This is a genomic window from Anatilimnocola floriformis, assembly GCF_024256385.1.
Taxonomy (GTDB): domain Bacteria; phylum Planctomycetota; class Planctomycetia; order Pirellulales; family Pirellulaceae; genus Anatilimnocola; species Anatilimnocola floriformis.
This window is the reverse complement of sequence record NZ_JAMLFW010000001.1, coordinates 3,696,782-3,715,393: the sequence shown is the minus strand read 5'-3', so window position 1 is coordinate 3,715,393 and position 18,612 is coordinate 3,696,782. Positions and strand designations below refer to the sequence as shown.

Sequence of the window (18,612 nt, the reverse complement as noted above, 5' to 3'; positions counted from 1 at the left end):
AGCGCGGGGCGCTGGCTGCCATTCTGACCACCGGCCGCGCGCCGGTCAACTAAATGACCGCGGCGCTGATGAATCTTCCGAGCCTTAGCTACGGCGCCGCCGTGCCTGCGATCTTCACTGCCTTCTGCGGGCCGAACCCGACGTTGGCTTGCGACGACAACTCGAGCTCATCACCGTTAACCTTGAGTTGCACCGTGACCAAAAACGGCGTCTCGTAAAAGCACAGCTTGGCCGTGAAAGTATCTTCGGCGGTCCAAGCGCCAGCCGCCGCGGCGGGTTGGGCGGTGAGCGGACCGAACGCCAATTTGCCTTTTTCCCAACGGCCGTTGCCGCAGACGATCTTTTCGTCAGCGCCGTCAATCTTGAGATCGAGCACTGTGGTCTTGTCGTCGTCGCCGGCTCGCAGCACGACCGAGTCGATCTTCAGGTCGTTCGCCTTGAAGACGTACTTCTTGCCGAAGGACTTGCTCGGCTTGTCGATGCTCACCGGCATTCGCACGGTGAGTTTCGTGAGTTGTTTTTTCAGTTCGGCCTGGGCTTCTTTGTTCGCGGTAACCGGCGCCGATTGCATGGCAGGGAGCAGCTTATCCCAGATGAGATTGAGCACGGCTTGCATGTCGCGCAGGCCGCTGGTGATGGCGATCACGGTGTCCTGCTCGGGCATCACGATGCAATATTGCCCGAACGCGCCGTCGCCGCGATACGCGCCGTTGCGGCAGCGCCAGAACTGATAGCCGTAGCCTTGATCCCAGTCGCTGGCCGGGTTGCTGCCGTTCGAAGTTTGCCGCGCGGTGGCTGCGTCGACCCATTCCGATTGCACGAGTTGCTTGCCGTTCCACTTGCCGCGCTGCAGATAGAGTTGGCCGAACTTGGCGATGTCCTCGGTGCGAACGCTCAAGCCATAACCGCCGGTGGCGATGCCTTCGGGGCTCATTTCCCAGGTTGGGTTCTCGATGCCCAGCGGTTCAAACAGCCGCGGCTTGAGATAGTCGAGCACGGTCTGCCCGGTCGCTTTTTGCACCATCGCCGACTGCATGTAAGTGGCCGAAGTGTTGTAGAGAAAATGCGTCCCCGGTTTAAACGGCACTGGATGAGCGAGGAATGTTTTGATCCAGCTGTCGCCGGTACGCGGCGGTTCCGTTTGATGGCCGGTGTTCATTCGCAGCAGATCGCTGAGCCGCATCGACTTCAGCTGGCCGCTCACTTCGGCCGGCGCCGCATCGGGAAAGGCCTTCAGCACTTCGTCGTCGAGTTTCAACTTCCCTTCAGCAATCGCGATGCCGACGGCGGTCGAGGTGAAGCTCTTGCTCAGCGAATAAAGCGAATGCCGCGACTCCCGGTCGTAGGGCGTCCACCAACCTTCAACGATGACGTGACCGTGGCGGACGATCATCAGGCTGTTCATCGAATCGAACTTGTCGGCCGCGGCGACAAACTCGCTGATGACGCCAGACGAAAGCCCTTGCTCCTCAGGCGAACTGCGCGGCAGATCGGCGGCAACGGCTGTGCCCAATAAGAGTGCGACCCAGGTCACGATAACGCCAGCAAGTTTCATGAAAGTGAATCCGGTTTAAGGGAGGTAGGGAAGCATTCGCACGCCAGAAGATCATTTGGCCGGTTTCACGGCGTAGTGCCCTGTCACGGGCAACTTGATACGAAACAGGCCGAACTTTGGATCCACGCCGTCTTTCTTCGGGCCGGTGGCGGCGGTGATGTAGAGGTAAGAAATCCGCGGCGAGATGTCGAAACCAAATTCGCAATTCGTCGGATCGCCAGGCGTGGGAATGAACGCCAGATGCTCTCCCTTGGATGAGAAAACATACACTCCCGCCTTCTCGCCAGTGCCGGCCGTGGCGTAGATGTTGCCGTTGGCGTCGAGTGTCATGCCGTCGATGCCGCGGCCGCTGACGAAATCGAAGAGGACTTTCTTGTCGGTCAGTCGGCCACCTTTTTGCACCGTAAAGGCGACCAGTTGGATATTGCCCTTCGGATTGTGGTCGGAGACAAACACTGTCGAACCATCGGCAGAAACCAGAATGCCGTTCGGCTTTTGCACGTCCAAGGTTGCGGCGCTCACCGAACTCTCTTTGCCGGCGACGGGCGCATCGACGAGAAAGATCCCTTCAAAATCAAGATCGCGCGGATCATCGCCCACATAACGCGGGTCGGTGAAGTACACGCGATTCTGGCCATCGAGGGCGAGATCATTTGGGCTGTTGAAACGTTTTCCTTGCACGCTGCCGGCCAGCGTTTCTGTCTTGCCGTCTTTGCCCCCTTGAATGCCGGTCGTAATCGAAATGCGCCGACCACCGCCCGTGTTCGCTCCTTCGGCAGCAATCAAACGTCCTTCGCTGTCGAAGATCAAGCCGTTGCTGCGACCGCTTGGTTCGCGAAAGAGTCTCGTTTCGTTTGTCTTCGGATCGAAGCGAAAAATCTTCGTGCCGATATCGGAGAAGAGAATCGAACCATCGGGCGCGAGCGCGGGACCTTCGGTGAATTCGCCTTCGCCCCAGAGTAGTTCGACTTTCGCGGTTTCCGGTACGAGGGCCCGTTGTTTGACCGGCGTGAAGACACCTTGCACCGGTTCGGCCGGCGCGAACTTCGCTTCCGTCAGACCTTTGCCGACGAGGACACAGCGCAAACCAATGTGCGGGCCGCGCGTCTCTGGCGCAACCTTTTTCACCGTTGCCGTGGCCAAGAGATCGGCCGTGTCGGTCCAACTGCCGCCGCGCAACACGGGGCCAGCGTCACTGGTGCACCATTCCCACAGATAGCCATGCACATCGTACAGGCCCCACGAGTTGGGCTTCTTCGCGCCGACAACCGGATCGTTGCCGGCTGCGTTTCCCTTGAACCAGGCGTAGTCGCTTAACTTGTCCGGATCGTCACCGAACGAATACGTCGTCGTCGTGCCAGCCGCGGCGAAGTATCCCCATTCATGGCCGGTCGGCAGCCGCACGGTTTGATCGGCTGTGATCAGCTGTGAGTTCTGCAGGGCCGCCGTCACTTCCTCGCAAAACTTTTCCGCCTCGGCAAAGTTCATGCGTTCGACGGAATTGCGTTCTCCTTGCCATTCGCTGGGATTAACGCCTTTCACGGCCTGCCACAGATTCTGCGGCACTTCATACCGCGCGACAGCGAAAGGGGTTTTCAATCTGGCATCGGCGGGAAACTTTCCCGCGCCGGGAGTAATCAGCACAAACTCGTCGCGAAAGGTCTTCAGCAGCGCGAGCTCGGCGCCATTCGCCGGTTTACTCGGTTCAGCGCCAAGCGCAACAGCCAGCAGGAGCCAAGCGATCATGAGAACCTCGGGGGAAGGGAGGAAGGGATGAAGAGGTTAGAGATTAGGGATGAAGACAATCTCTTCGTCTCTTCCTCTCTCCTAACTCGCTACATCCAAGTTGCCGCGCAAGAACGCCGTGGCCATGGCTTTCGGCACGGCTGCTTCGGCTTCGACGAGGGCGGCGCGGTTTTCGGCAACCTTGGCTTTCATTTCTTGTTCGTGCGCGACGGCTTCGCTGCGGCGTTGTTCGGCCATGGCGCGAGCGACGCGCGTGTCGGCTTCGGCAGCGTCGGCTTGCAGGCGAGCGCCGACGTTTTGACCCACGACGACGTGAGCAATGTCGATCGAAACGATTTCAAACGCCGTTTGATTGTCGAGGCCGCGCTCGAGCACGGCTTTGCTGATGCGGTTGGGATTGGCGAGCACTTCGTTGTGCGTAGCCGACGATCCGATCGACGTGATGATCCCTTCGCCGACGCGGGCGATGACGGTGTCTTCGGTAGCGCCGCCGATGAGGCGAGCCAGATTGGTGCGAACCGTCACGCGGGCTTTCACCCGCAGCTCGATGCCGTTCTTGGCGACCGCGCTAAGCGTATCGTTGCTGCTACGGCGCGGATCGGGGCAATCGATGACCTTGGGATGGACGCTGGTGCGCACTGCATCGAGCACGTCGCGACCGGCGAGATCGATCGCCGCGGCTTGATCGAAATCGAGCTCAATGCCGGCGCGGTGGGCCGCGATGATCGCATGAATCACGTTCATCACGTTGCCGCCCGCCAGGTAGTGGGCTTCGACGCGGGCCGTGCTAATGCCGTTTCGCCGGCCGATATCGAGGCCGGCCTGGGCGGCCATGATCTTGGCTTGCACGATGATCCGCATGTTGACCTGGCGAAACCACATGCCGACCAAAGCGAGCATGCTGACGTCAGCACTCGACATGTAGGCCTGAAACCAGACCTTGCCAAACGCCGCAAACGAAATGGCGACGAGGATCAAAATCAAACCGGCGAGCCCGGCCATCACCAGCAGGACAAACGCCGTCCGGCCCATGCCGCCGTCCGCTCCGTCCGGGGGCAAAACTCCATCCGCTGCCAACAAGGCCCAATTCATCACAAGCTCCTCGGCCGATCAGCCAACTCCAGTTGTATTCGCCTGAGCCCACAGAATATCCTCCGCCGCGTGCTGGCGAAAGCAGCGAAGGCCGAATCGGCCTGCATCCAGGGAGCCCGAGCCGTGAGGCGATGGTTTGGGCGCGAGGACACCAGATAAACGAACGTGCGGCAGCACCAAGCAGGGGCGGCTTTGATTTCGGGTTTCTACTGTTCGCTGAGTTCACCTTTTATGGTGCTGTCGCACGTTGCCGAGGGCACGCAGCACTCGCACTTCCCCCTTCCGCTCACGCGTCGGGCTTTCTTTTGCACGTTGTGCAAAGATATGACCTAGGTTGTCACCATATTTGCAAATAATGGGCGAGTGATCTTTTTCACTTAGGTTGATGTTTTTTGAAAACGACATCGTCTCGGCGCTACCGGTGCGCGCTGAGCAGCTGGCCGATGCAGTGTTGCGGATACGATCGGTTCGTACGCGAGGTAACTCAGCTCTGCCGCGTCTTGTCGACTCACTTGCAGCCACCCGTATTGGTGGCAATAAAGTGTGATATTTGGGGCGCGATATTGCAGGCTTTTTTCGTCGCTAAGTCTATGCTGGTAAGGACTTGCGGACGAAATCGTGTTTGCATAACCTGTTATAATCCGGGGGTATGAAAGGGGGGGCTGCCTTCGCAATTCCACCTCGGCGGCTCGGCGGGATCCTCGCCCTCCCTTTGCTCCACGTGACAGCGTGAATGGTTACAAAATCGAACCGCGGCGGACCTGAGTTGTCAGCCACCTTGCGATAAAGAGAGTACCGGGCCAGTGAATGCCTTGCGACGAAACTTTTACCTTTTTGGGAAATTCGTTGTAAGAACGACACGCACCCGGCAGTAATTCCAGAGGAGAGGCAATCGAGTCCCGCGACGTAAAGCCTTGCTCGGCAACGAGCAGCGGCAGAAACGTGCAGCCGAAGTTAAACTTTGGCGCGGCGGTTGCTTTGTCTCACGCTGGAAGGTGGAACCATCCTCGGAGCGAACAGGGAGGGCCTGCACATGACGACCATGAACCCATTCAAGTTTGTCGGGGGCTTTGTGCTGGAAGTGGGTGCTGTGATTGCAGCACTGGCAATTCTGCCCGGCCTCGGCGGCAGCAACCTGCTGAACTTCGGCCACGCCAGCAACGGTAACCTGCCCAGCGATCGCCTCGCCGCGCAGGCTGAGGTCATTCCGAATCAGGTCTACTTCAGCGCCGATTCGAACCGCGTGATGGATCAACCGCAGCAGCGGCCGACTCCTCCCGCCGCCTGGCAAAACGACTATGCTCCCACGCCGCCGGTGGCTCAGCAGCGCTTTGTCGAGAACATGCTCGACCATAACAGCCAACGAGCCATGGATGCCGCGGCACGGTTGTGGAACCAAGGCGATCGCCTGCTGCCGGCTGAACTTCGCGTCCGCCGCGAAACGCCGACCAACAACCAATACGCTGGCGAGCCGGTTCGGCAGTATCAACAACCGCCGCAACAACCTCAGTCGTATCAGCCGCAGCAGACGGATCGTTACCAACCGCAGTCGCAATATCAGCAGCAGCCCTCGCAGTACTATCAACAGCAGGCTCAGCAGCCGCGGTCTGCCTATCGCAACGATCGCGAGATGATCGCCGAAGACGTGCTCCCCTCGTCGCCGGAAATCAATCGTCAGCCGTCGCACTACGCTCCTTCGCCCCGGATGCAATCACGCTACAGTGCTCAAGAACAACCACGCCGTCTGGATGGCCGGTTCTAAGCGACGGTTGTTACTGCAGCGGCAAACTTAGCGAGAATTTACAGCCAGGATCGGCCGAAGCAAATTGCAAACGGCCACCAAGTTCGCGGGCGAGACGCTCACACAAAGCCAGGCCAAGGCCGACACCAGGCGCCGAGTTCGCAGCATCGTGAACCGATTTGGAGAAGGGTCGAAAGAGCTTTTTTTGGCCGGCGGCGGAAATGCCGGGGCCGTAGTCGCGAACGCCGATCGTCAGTTTTTCGCCCGTGCAAGTGACGATTAGATCGAGCTGCTTCTTGGCCGAGTGGGCCGCGTACTTGCAGGCGTTGTCGACCAGGTTGAACAGGATCTGCTCAACGGCCTGTGGATCAGTGACGAGCGGCTGATCGGCACATGTTTCGATTTGCACCGTGAGTTCCATTTCGGCCTGGCGAGCGCGATCGGCAAGGCGGACCTGCATCCGGTCGAAGAGTTGTTGCACGTCAACCTGCTGGCGACGGCGGTTCGGATTGGTTCGTTCGAGTCGCGCGTATTGCAGCACGTTGTCGACAAGATGGGCCAGCCGATCGGCTTCGACGCGGAGCGTCTCTAGATAGTTCTGCCGCTGCTCGGCTTCGGGCACCATGCCGCCGGCGAGCATCTCGGCATACATGCGGAACGTGGTGAGCGGCGTGCGCAGCTCGTGTGTGACGGCCGAAACAAACGCGGCGCGGCGTTCACTGAGGGCGACGACACTTTGCAGCGTGATGGCCGCGGCGATCGCCACCAGCAACAAACAGCACCAGGCCGCGATGAGCGAAACGCGAATCGGCGAAAACTGCGCGACCAGCACGGCAGGCATCGGCACCGAAAGTTGCACGGGCAAGCTCGCGAGCAAGCGGCTGACTTTTACCGGGTCGGTGCTTGTCACCGGATTGAGTTCGACATTGGGCAACAGATCGGCGACTTCATCTTTCAAGCGTTGCTGCAGCCGATCCCAGTCGAGCCAGCAACCTTGCACGCGAACCTGATTGCCGGCTTGCACACGGCGTGCGAGAAGCAAACGGCCGCCGAGCCACAATGGCTGACTGACACCTTCGACGGCGGGCGTCGTGTCGAGCACCAATTTTTGATTGAGGCGTTGTTCGTTGAAGGCCGTGCGTGTGAAGGCTTGCAGGGCCGCGTCACGATTTTCGATGTCGTTGCCGCCGCGAGTTTGCTGCCGAATGTTGCGTTCATTGGCGTTCGGCGCGAGGGCCAATTGCTGGCCGTCTTCTTTTTGTTGCGAGAAGAGCGGATCGGTGAAATCGGATTGCTGTCGCGGCGAAACTGGCTGTTGCGGATAGGCAGTTGGTTGCTGTGGCAAGGGTTGCGGGGGAGGGCCCATGCGACCGCCACCTTGACCCTGTTGTTGCGGCGGCGCTTGTGGCGACGCTTGCTGCGGGACCGGCGGCGGGACGCCTTGCTGGCCGGGGTAACCATTCGGCGGGTAACTCGACGGCGGTGCATTGTCGTAGGCGTTGCCGTTGAAGTTCTGCGCGTAATTGCCGCGCTGATACGCTTTGTTGACGATCGAGGGATTGCCCGAGTTGTTCTGAGCCAGCGTATTGTTCAGCGAGTTGCCGCTCTCCAAGGCAAAGCCCATTTGCGGCAGCGTTTCTTGCGGCAATTGTTCGGCGAGCGACATGTCGGCGAGGACTTGTTGCAGTTCGGTCAGTCGCGCTCCGGCCTGTGTGAGCGTCTGTTCGACCGCTCCATTATCGAGCGCCCAGGCGGCATCTTTGGCCGAAGGCGATTGCGGCGAAACGACCGTGCCATCGGGCAGGATTTCGAAATGGAGTAGCACGTATTCCGGCGGTTCGGCGACGAGCGGCGAGAGGGTTTGCACCGCTTGCGGTTTGCCTGCCGCGGCCTTGCCTTTGCCGACCGGTTCATCTTCGCAAAGCGTCGCGTAGCGCGTGCGATAGACAAAATCAGGCCGAGCGGCTTCCTTGGCGAGGAGCGGGGTGAGGAGCGCATCCATTCGCCACAGCGCGAGGCCGATGTCTTGCTCGAGCGCGGCTTGTCGCCGCGCGATGGCGGTGGCGTGGTCGAGCTCCATCGCTTTGATGGTGAGCCAAAGCATGGCCGGCAGCACGAGGGCCAGGCCCACGCCGAACGTCGCCCAATATTGCCAGGGATGTCGCATTGGCTTTGCTTCTTACTTGCGTGCAGACGTAACTTTGGCCGCTGGCTCCGCCAATACTTTCGCCGGTTCGCTCGCTTCCAAAGCGAACATATATCCCTTGCCGCGAACAGTCAGCAACACTTTCGGCTGCGTCGGATCGTCGCGCAGTTTTTCGCGCAGACGAACGATGTGCATATCGATGGTCCGCGTCGGCAAGCCATCGGGATTGATTCGCCAGACGTTGGCGAGCAGCTCTTCGCGCGAAATCGCTCGCTGCGGATTGCTGGCCAGATAGCGGAGCAGTTCCACTTCGCGTTCCGAGAGTTCACAACGTTCGCCATCGTCGTAACGAACTTCGCGGCGCGACAAATCAGCTGCGCCGCTGGGAATGGCGATTTGTTCGATATCGCTGGGCCGCGCCGGCGAACGACGGAGCACGGCTTCGACGCGGGCCAGCAGTTCTTTTACGCTGAAAGGCTTCACGACGTAGTCGTCAGCCCCCGCGCGAAGCCCTTCGACGCGATCTTGCTCTTCGCCGCGAGCGGTGAGAATGATCACGGGCTGCGTGGGCCGAGTGGATCGGACTGCGCGCAGAATATCGAGCCCCGAACAGCCCGGCAAAACGAGATCGAGCAGCAGCAGATCGTACGACTGCTGCACGGCCATCTCGCGACCGACGTCGCCATGCCCGGCCTGCAACACTTGAAAGCCGACGAACCGCAATGCATCGACAATGCCGCGGCGAATGGCGGCATCGTCTTCGACGGTCAAGATGGTGCGTGTGGACATGGTCGACCAAAGTCGGAGGTCAGAATTCAGTGGTGAGGAGGCAGATTTATCATAACTTACTTTGTCGCCACGCCGCCGTTTGGCAACGCGGAATAAGCATCGGCCGGCGCGAGCCCGAGCCAAGGATCGGAGCTCGGCGTGAGAAACAGCTGGGCGTAAACCTGCTCGTTGAACTGCTCCACTTCAGCATGGTCGGCTGCGGCCAGCCATTGGTGAATCTGGCGGTGGAGTTGGTATTCGTTGCGCACGGTATCGATGGCGATCGAGCCCTGCAGCGAACGAACCATCCGGAGGAGCGGATCTTCGACATCGCGTTTGCCGCGAGTCACACCGCCGGCGCGAATGGCGGTGGGGTTCTGGCTGCGGATCAACGACAGGCTCGCGGCATCCAGCTGAGCTTCCTTGGCGTGCAATTGAGCAATCGCTTCCCACAACCGCTCATCCGTCACAGCCACCGGATCGCTCGGTACGGCGGCATTCACCAATCGGCGTTCGATGCGCATTTTTGGAACCGCAACTCGGACTGCCTTGCCGGCCGGCGGCTCCGCTGCGGGCGGCAGTTGGACTTGTTGGGCCGGTTGTGCAGCAGTCAGAGTGTTCTTGAGCTCATCTGGCCCGACGGCTCGTGAAACTGGCAGCCCCAGCGCTTGCGCGGCCGACTGGTAGTCATCGGCCCAGCGCTGATCGAGTTTCGAGATTGCGCTCTGATGATAGGCAGTCAAGTTGTTCACTCGCGCCTGGCCCTCGAGTTGTTGCACGGTGGCGCAGACGGGAAGCACGTCTTGCAAGTGCTGCAAAAATGCGGCCGGACCATACAAGCCCGGCAAGGCATCGACGATGTCACCTTCGGGCGTGAGGACATAGTGAATGCTGTTGCCGGTCAGCGTTCGTTCGAGTTTGCGGCCGTCGCCGAAATCGATCGTCACTTTCGGCACGGGGCGAACCGACTTCCAGTGAAGCACAAACCGCTCGCGGAGGAGTTTCGAAATGTCCTCGTTGGCGTAGAGTGTCGTGCGGAAGAAGCGGCTGTTGGCACAGCTGAAGTCTTCGTTCAATTTGCCGAGCATTCGCAGGCTGAGGATCGGCTTCTTCTCTTTGACGGCCACGGCCTTCGCGGCTTCGAGGTCGGTGAACCAATACAACCGGCTGTGGCAGGCATAACGCTGGGCGGCGACTTCATCGATCACCCCTTCGGCCCGAGCCAGTTGCTCGACGGCCAAAGAATCGTCCTTGCCGGCCTGGCGAGCCGCATCGCGGAGCATTTGTAAATGGTCGCGCAACTCGAACAGCGGACGCATGGCATCGGGACCGGCGGCCCGCAACTCCTCGATCACCTTGGTTCGCACCGCAGGATCGCTCGAAACGACCTGCTGCATCAGTTCGGGCGTGTCGACACGAAAGCCGGCTTGAGCGGATTGCAGGCCCAGCAATCCGAGCACGACGAGCGAAGCAAGGAACCGCGACATGATTGTTCTCCGTAAATGGCGTCTTCTCGACTCATCGACGGATTCTAGTGTCGCCTGTCAATCTGGGGGGTAACTCGTTTGTAACAGGCAACCATCGGCGAAAAGACGCCTTTGACGCCTCATTGAGAAAGACGTCTCTCCAGCAAATCCGCTATAAAGCACGCATGTCGAACCTACCAACGCGCGATGAGCTTGCCACTCGCTATCTCGAACAGCTGCCTTATCCGCCCTATCCGGTGCAGGAAGAGGCGCTGCTGCAGTACTTCACGGCCGAGCAAGGCGTGCTGGTCTGCGCGCCGACGGGCACCGGCAAAACGCTGATCGCTGAGGCCGCGCTGTTTGAGGCCCTGCATACGAACACGGTCGCCTACTACACCACGCCGCTGATCGCGCTGACCGAGCAGAAGTTTGCCGAGATGCAGGATGCCGCTGAGCGGTGGGGCTTTTCGCGCGATGACGTCGGCCTGGTGACCGGCAACCGGCGAGTGAATCCCGAAGCCACAATCCTCGTCGTCGTCGCCGAAATTCTCCTCAACCGCCTGCTGCATACCGAAGCCTTTGATTTCAGCTGCGTCTCGGCCGTGGTGATGGACGAGTTCCACAATTTCGCCGATCCCGAGCGAGGCATGGTCTGGGAACTCTCGCTCGGCTTGTTGCCGCCCCATGTGCGATTGCTGTTGCTGTCGGCGACGGTTGGCAATGCGTTCGAGTTCACGCAATGGTTGCGGCACAGCCATCAGCGAAACATCGAACTGGTGCAAGGAACCGAGCGCAAGGTGCCGCTGTCGTATCGCTGGGTCGGCGATGAACTGCTCAATGAGCAAATCGAAAAGATGGCCGAAGGGGATGAGACGCTGCGGTACACGCCGGCGTTGATCTTTGCTTTCAATCGCGATACCTGCTGGAACATCGCCGAGCAGCTGAAGGGGAAGACGCTCCTCGCCGATGGCCAACAGAAGAGGTTGGCCGCGGAACTCGACCGCTTCGACTTTCGCGAAGGGGTCGGGCCGAAGCTAAAGCAACTGCTGTTTCGCGGCGTGGGTGTGCATCATGCGGGCGTGCTGCCCAAATATCGTCGCATCGTCGAAATGCTATTTCAAAAGAAGCTCCTCAGCGTGTGCGTCTGCACGGAGACGCTCTCGGCGGGCATCAACTTGCCGGCGCGGAGCGTGGTGTTGCCCACATTGCTCAAAGGACCGCCGGGCGAAATGAAGCTGATCGAACCCAGCAGCGCGCATCAGATCTTCGGTCGAGCCGGTCGGCCGCAATTTGATAATCAGGGTTATGTCTTCGCGATGGCACACGAAGACGACGTCAAAATTCTCCGCTGGCGGGCGAAATACGATCAGATTCCCGAAGACACGAAAGATCCCAATCTGCTGCGAGCGAAAAAAGAGCTGAAGCGAAAACAGCCGACGCGCAGCCAGACACAACAGTACTGGCAGGAGTCGCAGTTCACGCAGTTGCAAATTGCGCCGCCTGGCAAACTCACCAGCCGCGGCAATCTTCCGTGGCGATTGCTGGCGTATCTGCTCGATGCATCGCCGGAAGTCGATCCGCTCCGCAAACTCGTCGGCAAGCGATTGCTCGACTCGGCGAAGCAAGTGCAAGGGCAGAAGCAACTCGATCGGATGCTGATGACGATGTGGGCCGCCGGCTATGTGACGCTCGAGCCACCGCCGCCGCCGAAACCAACCCCGGCCGAAGTGGTCGCCGAAAAGGAAAAGGCCCAGCCGAAGAAGCCGACCGAAACCGAACGACTGATGTCGGCTGCGCTTTCGCAACTGGCCAAAGACAAAGCGAGCGGGCCGACCGCGGAAGCTGCTCGCAAAGAACCCGCCAAGCCCGTTGAACCGGCGGTTGCGGCGTATCAGCCTCATCGCGCCGTGCCCACGCCGGAGATGAAACGGCTCCTCGGCATTCGCAGCATCAATCCCCTCTACGCGGTTTATCTCGTCAACCAATTGGGCATTGCCGATCGGAATGAGCGGATCCAAGCGTTCGAAAGCGTTCTAGAAATCCCGACCACGGCGGCTCGACTCGCGCGCGTTCCCTGGTACGAAGATATGCCGGCCGGCCCGCTCGCCACACTGCGACTCGATCAGGAATTACTCACGCTGGGTCTCGCCACGGCGGTGCAACTGGGCGCGCCGATGAGTGACGAAGAAAAAGAAGAGCAGCGGCGGCTGCCTTACGAACAGCGGCTCAAAATCTTCACGCTGGCCGAGAAGTTGCGGATGCTCTTCGATGCGCAGTTCCCCGACGTTCACACGCTCTACACCACACCGGTCTGGGCCGTCGGCGAGCTGTTAGCCTTCCAAGGGCAATTCAACAAGTACATCACCGCGCACGGCCTGCAGAAGCAGGAAGGAATTTTCTTCCGCCATTTTCTGCGGATGATTCTGCTGCTGAAGGAGCTATCTTCGCTGCATCCGCCCGAGGTGCCGCTCGCTGATTGGCAGGCGGAGCTGACCGACATCGCGACGATCCTTACCGAGGCTTGCCGGCAGGTCGATCCGGAGAGTACGGATAAGACGCTTGAAGATGCGGAGAAAGCGGGGTTGTAGTTATTGACGACTACATTGTCGTCGTTCGCTCCGCGAACGATGGGTTGAAGTGAACCAACCGCGCGCCGCCGAAAGAGCTCCGCGATTTTGGCACTTTGGCGAGTGGAGTTTGCAGCGGAGTCTGCGGTTGTAGTAAGAGCGCGCTCCAACCTCGATCTACCAAACCCGGAACATCGCGGGCTCGTTCCTGCGCCCGCGATCAGGTTGCTTCCATTCATCGTTTGCGGAGAAAACGATGACAATGGGCTTAGCGCACAAAGCTCTGCAGCAGTTTGTTGCTCATCGACTCCGGCTGACCGAGCGTCGAGACTTCGCCGAGGATCGGGCGAGCGTGCGAGATGGGTTGCAGTTCGCTCGGCAGTTCTTCGCTCACCGGCGCCGGCAACGCGGGCGCGACAACTTCATCCTGGAACGGCTTGATCGGCGGGAAGCGGAACGGGCTGTGGTAATCCGTCATCCGCTCGGCTTTGTACATGCCGGGCCAATGATAGGTGTAGAGCGGCGGCACTGGGTAGTTGTAGCTACCTTGGCAGCTGCAGTTGAACCCGCGGTCTTTGCCTTCGATGTACTTCTGGTGGTGATGCAGCCGGCAGCCGTGCGGGCCGCAGCCGCCAGCGCCGTTGCCATTGCCGCAGCTGTTGCACTGCGCGGAAGCGATGCCAACCGAGCAGACAGCCGCCGCGAAGGCGACGGCCAACGTCAAATACGCGCGCATGATGATTCTCCAGCGGGGGAGCATGTGCGTTTGCAGCGTTAAGCTGCGAACTCACAGCAACAATCTGGTGGGGGAGTTGAGGTGGGGTCAGTCGTGGCGCGAGGTGGGAATTGGCGCGCCGGCGGGCTGGTGTATTTGGCTTATCGGCGGCCCCTGTGTTCCAAGGTTCGCCCGAATTGGCAAGAGCGCGGCTCCTGCGGAACCGGCGAACTTTAACATGCTTGCGGCCTGAACTGCTGGCAACGATTGCAAGCGGGATCGCCGCCGCTACGGACTGCCTTGCAGGCAATCTTGGATGATGTCGTCGAGCGTCAAACGCGTTTGCCAGCCGATCGTCGCCTGAATGCGGGAGAGATCCGGCACGCGGCGGCGGATGTCTTCGAAATCGGCGTCGTAGGCGTCGTGGTAACTTTGGAATTCGACCTTCGAGGACGACTTCGTCAGCTCGATCACTCGTTCGGCGAGCTGCAAGATCGAGATCGGCTGGTCGCTGCCGATGTTGAACACGCGGCCGATGGTGGCGGGGGATTTCATCAAGCCGATGATCGCGCGGATGACATCGGCCACGTGGGCGAAGCAGCGAGTCTGCTGACCATCGTCGTGCACAACGAGCGGCTTGCCCGCCCGAGCAGCGGCGACAAAGCGGGGCAACACCATGCCATAAGCGCCGGTCTGCCGCGGGCCGACGACATTGAAGAAGCGAGCGATCACCACCGGCAGGCCGAACTGCCGGCTGCAGGCCAGCGTCAGAAACTCATCGATGGCTTTGCTGGCCCCGTAGGACCAGCGAGGCTTGGTGGTGGAACCGAAGACCAAGTCGTCTTCTTCATTCCAAACCGGCTTCGGGTTCTTGCCGTAGACTTCGCTGGTGCTGGCCAGAAAGAACTTCACCGCTTGTCCTTGCTGATGGCGGTTGCAAAGCTCGTCTAGCAGCAATTGCGTGGGATAGATGTTCCGTTCGATCGTTTGGCGCGGCTCTTTGGCAATCAAAGCGACGCCGACGGCCGCGGCCAAGTGATAGACCTCGGCCACGCCATCGAGCAGCGACTTCACCAGTTGGAAATCGCCGATGCTGCCGCGGATCAGCGTAAGTTTTTCTGCTTTTTGGGCGGCGACCAACTGCGGGCGGTCGAGATTGGCAAATCGTCCGGTCGATTCATCGTCGACGACCGTTACATGCCGGCCCGAGGCGAGCAAAGCTTCGACCAGATGGGAACCAATGAACCCGGCTCCGCCGGTGACGAGAGTTTTCATGCGCGTTGCTCAGTTCTCATGCGCGTCGCTTGTCGCTCGGCTGGGGAGCGACGTTTCATTCTTTGTGGCAATTTCACGCCGTTGCGCGTAACGGTAACCGCCTGAGCGGCCAACAGCTTGCGTAGGCTCAATCCCGTGACTTTACCACCTCGGAAGACGGTTATACACTGGGTTTGGGAGCCTTTCCTGGGCGCGACTCGAAGCGAACCGATCGATCAGGCACAAGATCGGCTCCCATCCGGCCAGGTTTTTCGTGGTGCTTGCCTGGCCGGCGGATTTGCCAGATCAATCAACAGCGGAAGAGCAATCATGCGGCAGTTTTTCATGCCAGTCATTGGCATCGTGCTGGTTCTGTCGACAGTCACGGCCTGGGGCCAAGACAAGGCAGAATCGTCCGAGGCGGCCAAGGCAGCCTTTTCGGACGCAGCCAATTTTCAAAACAACGGCGCGTTCGACGGCGCTGCCGAGGAATGGGAAAAGTTTCTCAAGGATTACGCCAAGGATCCGCTCGCGGCCAAGGCACAGCACTACCTGGGCGTTTGTCGTCTGCAGCTGAAGCAATTTGATAAGGCGTCGGAAGCGTTCGAAGCGGTTGTCAAAAATCACCCGAAGTTCGACCTGCTGGAAGAGACGCTGTACAACCTGGCCTCGTCGCAGTTTTCGCAGGCCGGCGCCGGCAAAGAGGGATTGAACGAAAAGGCCGCCGCCAACTTCGCCGACCTGGTGAAGCAGTTCCCCAAGAGCAAGTACGCCGAAGAGGCGCTCTATTATCAAGGAGAAGCTCTGTACGCGGCGGGTAAAAAGGTCGAGGCCGTTGCCGCTTACGACAAGCTGAATAAGGACTATCCAAAATCCGCCCGTCGGGCCGATGCGATGTACGCGGCGGCAGCCACTTTGGAAGAAGCCGATAAGTATCCCGATGCCGTGACGGCTGCCGATGCGTTTTTGAAGGAATTTGCCGACAACGCCAACGCCGCCGAAGTCGCGGTTCGCAAAGCGGCCATCCTGGGGCGCAACAACAAGCTGGCCGAAGCGGGCGCTGCCTATGCAGTGGTCGCCGCCGATTACGGCAAGAGTCCGCTCGCCGCCGATGCCGCGCTGCAGGCCGGCCGCTATTTTCTGCGGGCCGAAAAGTACGACGAATCGGCCAAGTCTCTGCAAAAAGCCCTCGAAGCCGGCGGCAACCAAGCCACCGAAGCGGCTCACTGGCTGTGCACTATTTATCTCCGCCAAAAACAAAACGACAAAGCCGTCGAAGTCGCCAGCAAGCAAATCGCCGCCGCGGCCAAGGACAGCCCCTTCCTGGTGAACCTGAAAGACGACGAAGGAGACGCCCTCCTCGCCGCTGGCAAAAATAAGGAAGCCCTCGCCGCTTATGCCAAGCTCGTCAAGGATCATCCCGATCACGACATCGCGCCCAAGGCACTTTATGACGCCGCCTTCACCGCGCTAGAGTTGAAAGACTACGAACAGGGCAAAACGCTCGCTGCCGACTTTGCGAAGGCTTATGCCAAGGACAAGTTGCTGCCCGACACGCAATACGTGGCCGCCGAGTGTGCCTTGCAGCTCAAGGATTATCCTGCGGCGGAAACCAAGTTTGCTCAGCTCGTGAAGGATCATCCGACGCACGGCGAAATCGATGTTTGGCGGTTGCGCTGGGGTGTGACGCTTTATCTGCAGAAGAAATACGCCGAGACCGTCACCGCGCTGCAAGCCGCGCTGAAGGACCTGAAATCGCCCGAAGCCAAAGCCGAAGCCAACTACTACATCGGTGTGAGCCAGGCCTCGCTCGACAAGTTTCCCGAGGCCGAAAAGGCCCTGGCGGACAGTCTCTCGGCCAGCCCCAAATCGCAGTTCGCCGAAGAGTCGCTACTGACTCTCGCGCGGGCTCAGCGGAAAGAAAAGAAAGTCGCCGAAGCCAAGAAGACCCTCAATCAACTGCTGAAGGACTTCCCCGAGAGCGCCAAGCTCGACCAGGCCAATTTCCGCCTCGGCGAGATTTCGTTCGAGGAAGAAGACTACAAAACATCGGCTTCGCTCTACGACACGGTCATCACCAAGTGGCCTGATTCGAGCTTTGTTCCCTACGCGATCTACGGCAAAGGCTGGTCGCAGCTGAATGCCAAGGAATACGCCGCAGCTGCCAAGACGATGACCGGCCTGATCGCGCAGCACAAAGATCATGCGTTAGTCGCCGACGCGCAATACGCCCGCGGTATGGCTCGTCGATTGTCGGATGATTCGAAGGGCGCGATTGAAGACATTGACGCCTACCTAAAGACCAATCCGGAAGGCAACGCGAAAGCCGACGCTTTGTATGAGCGGGGCCTGGCCGAAGTGGCCCTCAAGGACAATGCCGCCGCGGAGAAAACCTTCGCCGGCTTGCTGAAGGACTTCCCGAAGTATGTCCGCAGCGACAGCGCCGTGAATGAACTGGCGTGGGCTATGAAGCTGCAAAAGAAAGACGCCGAAGCGAGTGCTCTTTTTGCCCAACTAGCCAAAGAACATCCGACCAGCGCCTTTGCCCCGGAAGCCAATTTTCAGATCGGCGAAGAGCTGTACGACAAGAAGGAATACGCCGACGCGGTGAAGAGTTACACCGCCGCCGTCGCCGGCAAGCCGGCCAGCGTGTTGCTAGAAAAAGCCAATCACAAGCTCGGTTGGGCCAACTACCAACTGAAGCAATACGACGCTGCCGCGGCCGCGTTTGGCGCTCAGATCAAAGATTCGCCGACCGGGCCGTTTGCCGGCGATGCTTCGTTTATGAAAGCCGAGAGTCTGTTCAAGCAAGGGACGTTCAAAGAGGCTTTGGCGGCCTTCCAGGCGGCCAGCAAGGAGAAGCTCTCGTCGCCCAAGATGGACCAACTGTTGTTGCTGCATGCCGGGCAGAGCGCGTCGCAACTGAAACAGTGGAAGGAGAGCCTCGATTTCCTCTCGCAAATCGCGACGAAGTATCCCGATTCAACCAGCATTCCCGAAGCTCTCTACGAATCAGGCTACGCCAAAGAAAAGCTCGGCCAAACCGATGACGCGCTGAAGGATTACGAAGCAGCCGCCACGAAGTCGCGCGACCACATCGGTGCGCGGGCTCGCTTCATGATGGGTGAAGTCCACTTCGGCAAGAAGGCGTTCGACACGGCCATCCGCGAGTTCCAACGCTCGATGTTCGGCTTTGGCGGCGACAACGCCACGCCGGAAACCAAGAACTGGCAAGCGAAGTCGGGCTTCGAAGCCGGCCGCTGTGCCGAAGTGCAAATCTCCGATGCCAAAGATCCCGCGGCCAAGGCGAAACTGATTGCCGACGCCAAGCGGTTTTATTCGTTCGTCGTCGAAAAGCACGCTCAGCACGAGTTGGCCGCCGATGCAAAGAAGCGGCTGGACGTTTTGAACAAGTTGTAGGCGATTTCGCCGGAATCAGCCCGACATTACGAACCAATCAGCGCGTTCTCATGCGAGCGCGGCGTCAAGTACAATTGAATTGAGAAGGCTGCTGCCAACGCGTGTTTAAAAGCCAGGTTACACGACCAAAGCACCGCGGTTG

11 protein-coding genes are annotated in these 18,612 nt (G+C 59.7%); 3 read left to right on the top strand and 8 right to left on the bottom strand.

All coding sequences use genetic code 11. From position 1 onward, the window contains the following. Window positions 1-88: 88 nt before the first annotated feature. The 3 genes from M9Q49_RS14255 to floA form a co-directional block, all read right to left on the bottom strand. Window positions 89-1,555, bottom strand: a complete 1,467-nt coding sequence (locus M9Q49_RS14255) for a serine hydrolase domain-containing protein (RefSeq protein ID WP_254509424.1) — start codon at window positions 1,553-1,555, stop codon at window positions 89-91. 51 nt (window positions 1,556-1,606) lie between these two features. Beyond that, entirely contained in the window at window positions 1,607-3,301 is a 1,695-nt protein-coding gene (locus tag M9Q49_RS14250) for an SMP-30/gluconolactonase/LRE family protein (protein ID WP_254509423.1), read from the bottom strand. Window positions 3,302-3,382: 81 nt separating this feature from the next. Beyond that, entirely contained in the window at window positions 3,383-4,393 is a 1,011-nt protein-coding gene (floA, locus tag M9Q49_RS14245; RefSeq protein WP_390844040.1) for a flotillin-like protein FloA, read from the bottom strand. A 1,033-nt stretch (window positions 4,394-5,426) separates the two neighbouring features. Here floA and M9Q49_RS14240 point away from each other — a divergent pair. Further along, window positions 5,427-6,155: a hypothetical protein gene (locus M9Q49_RS14240; protein ID WP_254509422.1), complete on the top strand. Its 729-nt coding sequence runs from the start codon at window positions 5,427-5,429 to the stop codon at window positions 6,153-6,155. A gap of 10 nt (window positions 6,156-6,165) precedes the next feature. On the opposite strand, the gene M9Q49_RS14235 is transcribed toward M9Q49_RS14240, so the two are convergent. The 3 genes from M9Q49_RS14235 to M9Q49_RS14225 are packed head-to-tail and all read right to left on the bottom strand — an operon-like array spanning window position 6,166 to window position 10,535. Beyond that, entirely contained in the window at window positions 6,166-8,301 is a 2,136-nt protein-coding gene (locus tag M9Q49_RS14235) for a sensor histidine kinase (RefSeq protein WP_254509421.1), read from the bottom strand. A gap of 12 nt (window positions 8,302-8,313) precedes the next feature. Beyond that, window positions 8,314-9,069 (bottom strand): response regulator transcription factor, encoded by a 756-nt coding sequence (locus tag M9Q49_RS14230; RefSeq protein ID WP_254509420.1) that lies wholly within the window; start codon window positions 9,067-9,069, stop codon window positions 8,314-8,316. 56 nt (window positions 9,070-9,125) lie between these two features. Beyond that, window positions 9,126-10,535, bottom strand: coding sequence for a hypothetical protein (locus M9Q49_RS14225; protein WP_254509419.1), 1,410 nt, complete (start codon window positions 10,533-10,535; stop codon window positions 9,126-9,128). A gap of 164 nt (window positions 10,536-10,699) precedes the next feature. Here M9Q49_RS14225 and M9Q49_RS14220 point away from each other — a divergent pair, with 164 nt between their 5' ends. Further along, window positions 10,700-13,102 carry a DEAD/DEAH box helicase gene (locus tag M9Q49_RS14220; protein WP_254509418.1) on the top strand — a complete coding sequence of 801 codons (2,403 nt, stop codon included), beginning with the start codon at window positions 10,700-10,702 and terminating at the stop codon, window positions 13,100-13,102. Between the two features lie 247 nt (window positions 13,103-13,349). Here M9Q49_RS14220 and M9Q49_RS14215 read toward each other — a convergent pair whose 3' ends face one another. Further along, the gene (locus M9Q49_RS14215) at window positions 13,350-13,817 is read right to left on the bottom strand and encodes a hypothetical protein (protein ID WP_254509417.1); all 468 of its coding nucleotides are present in this window, start codon (window positions 13,815-13,817) and stop codon (window positions 13,350-13,352) included. 267 nt (window positions 13,818-14,084) lie between these two features. Next, window positions 14,085-15,071 (bottom strand): NAD-dependent epimerase/dehydratase family protein, encoded by a 987-nt coding sequence (locus tag M9Q49_RS14210; RefSeq protein ID WP_254509416.1) that lies wholly within the window; start codon window positions 15,069-15,071, stop codon window positions 14,085-14,087. A gap of 309 nt (window positions 15,072-15,380) precedes the next feature. Between M9Q49_RS14210 and M9Q49_RS14205 the strand changes: the two genes are divergently transcribed. Next, window positions 15,381-18,470, top strand: coding sequence for a tetratricopeptide repeat protein (locus M9Q49_RS14205; protein WP_254509415.1), 3,090 nt, complete (start codon window positions 15,381-15,383; stop codon window positions 18,468-18,470). Window positions 18,471-18,612 lie beyond the last annotated feature (142 nt).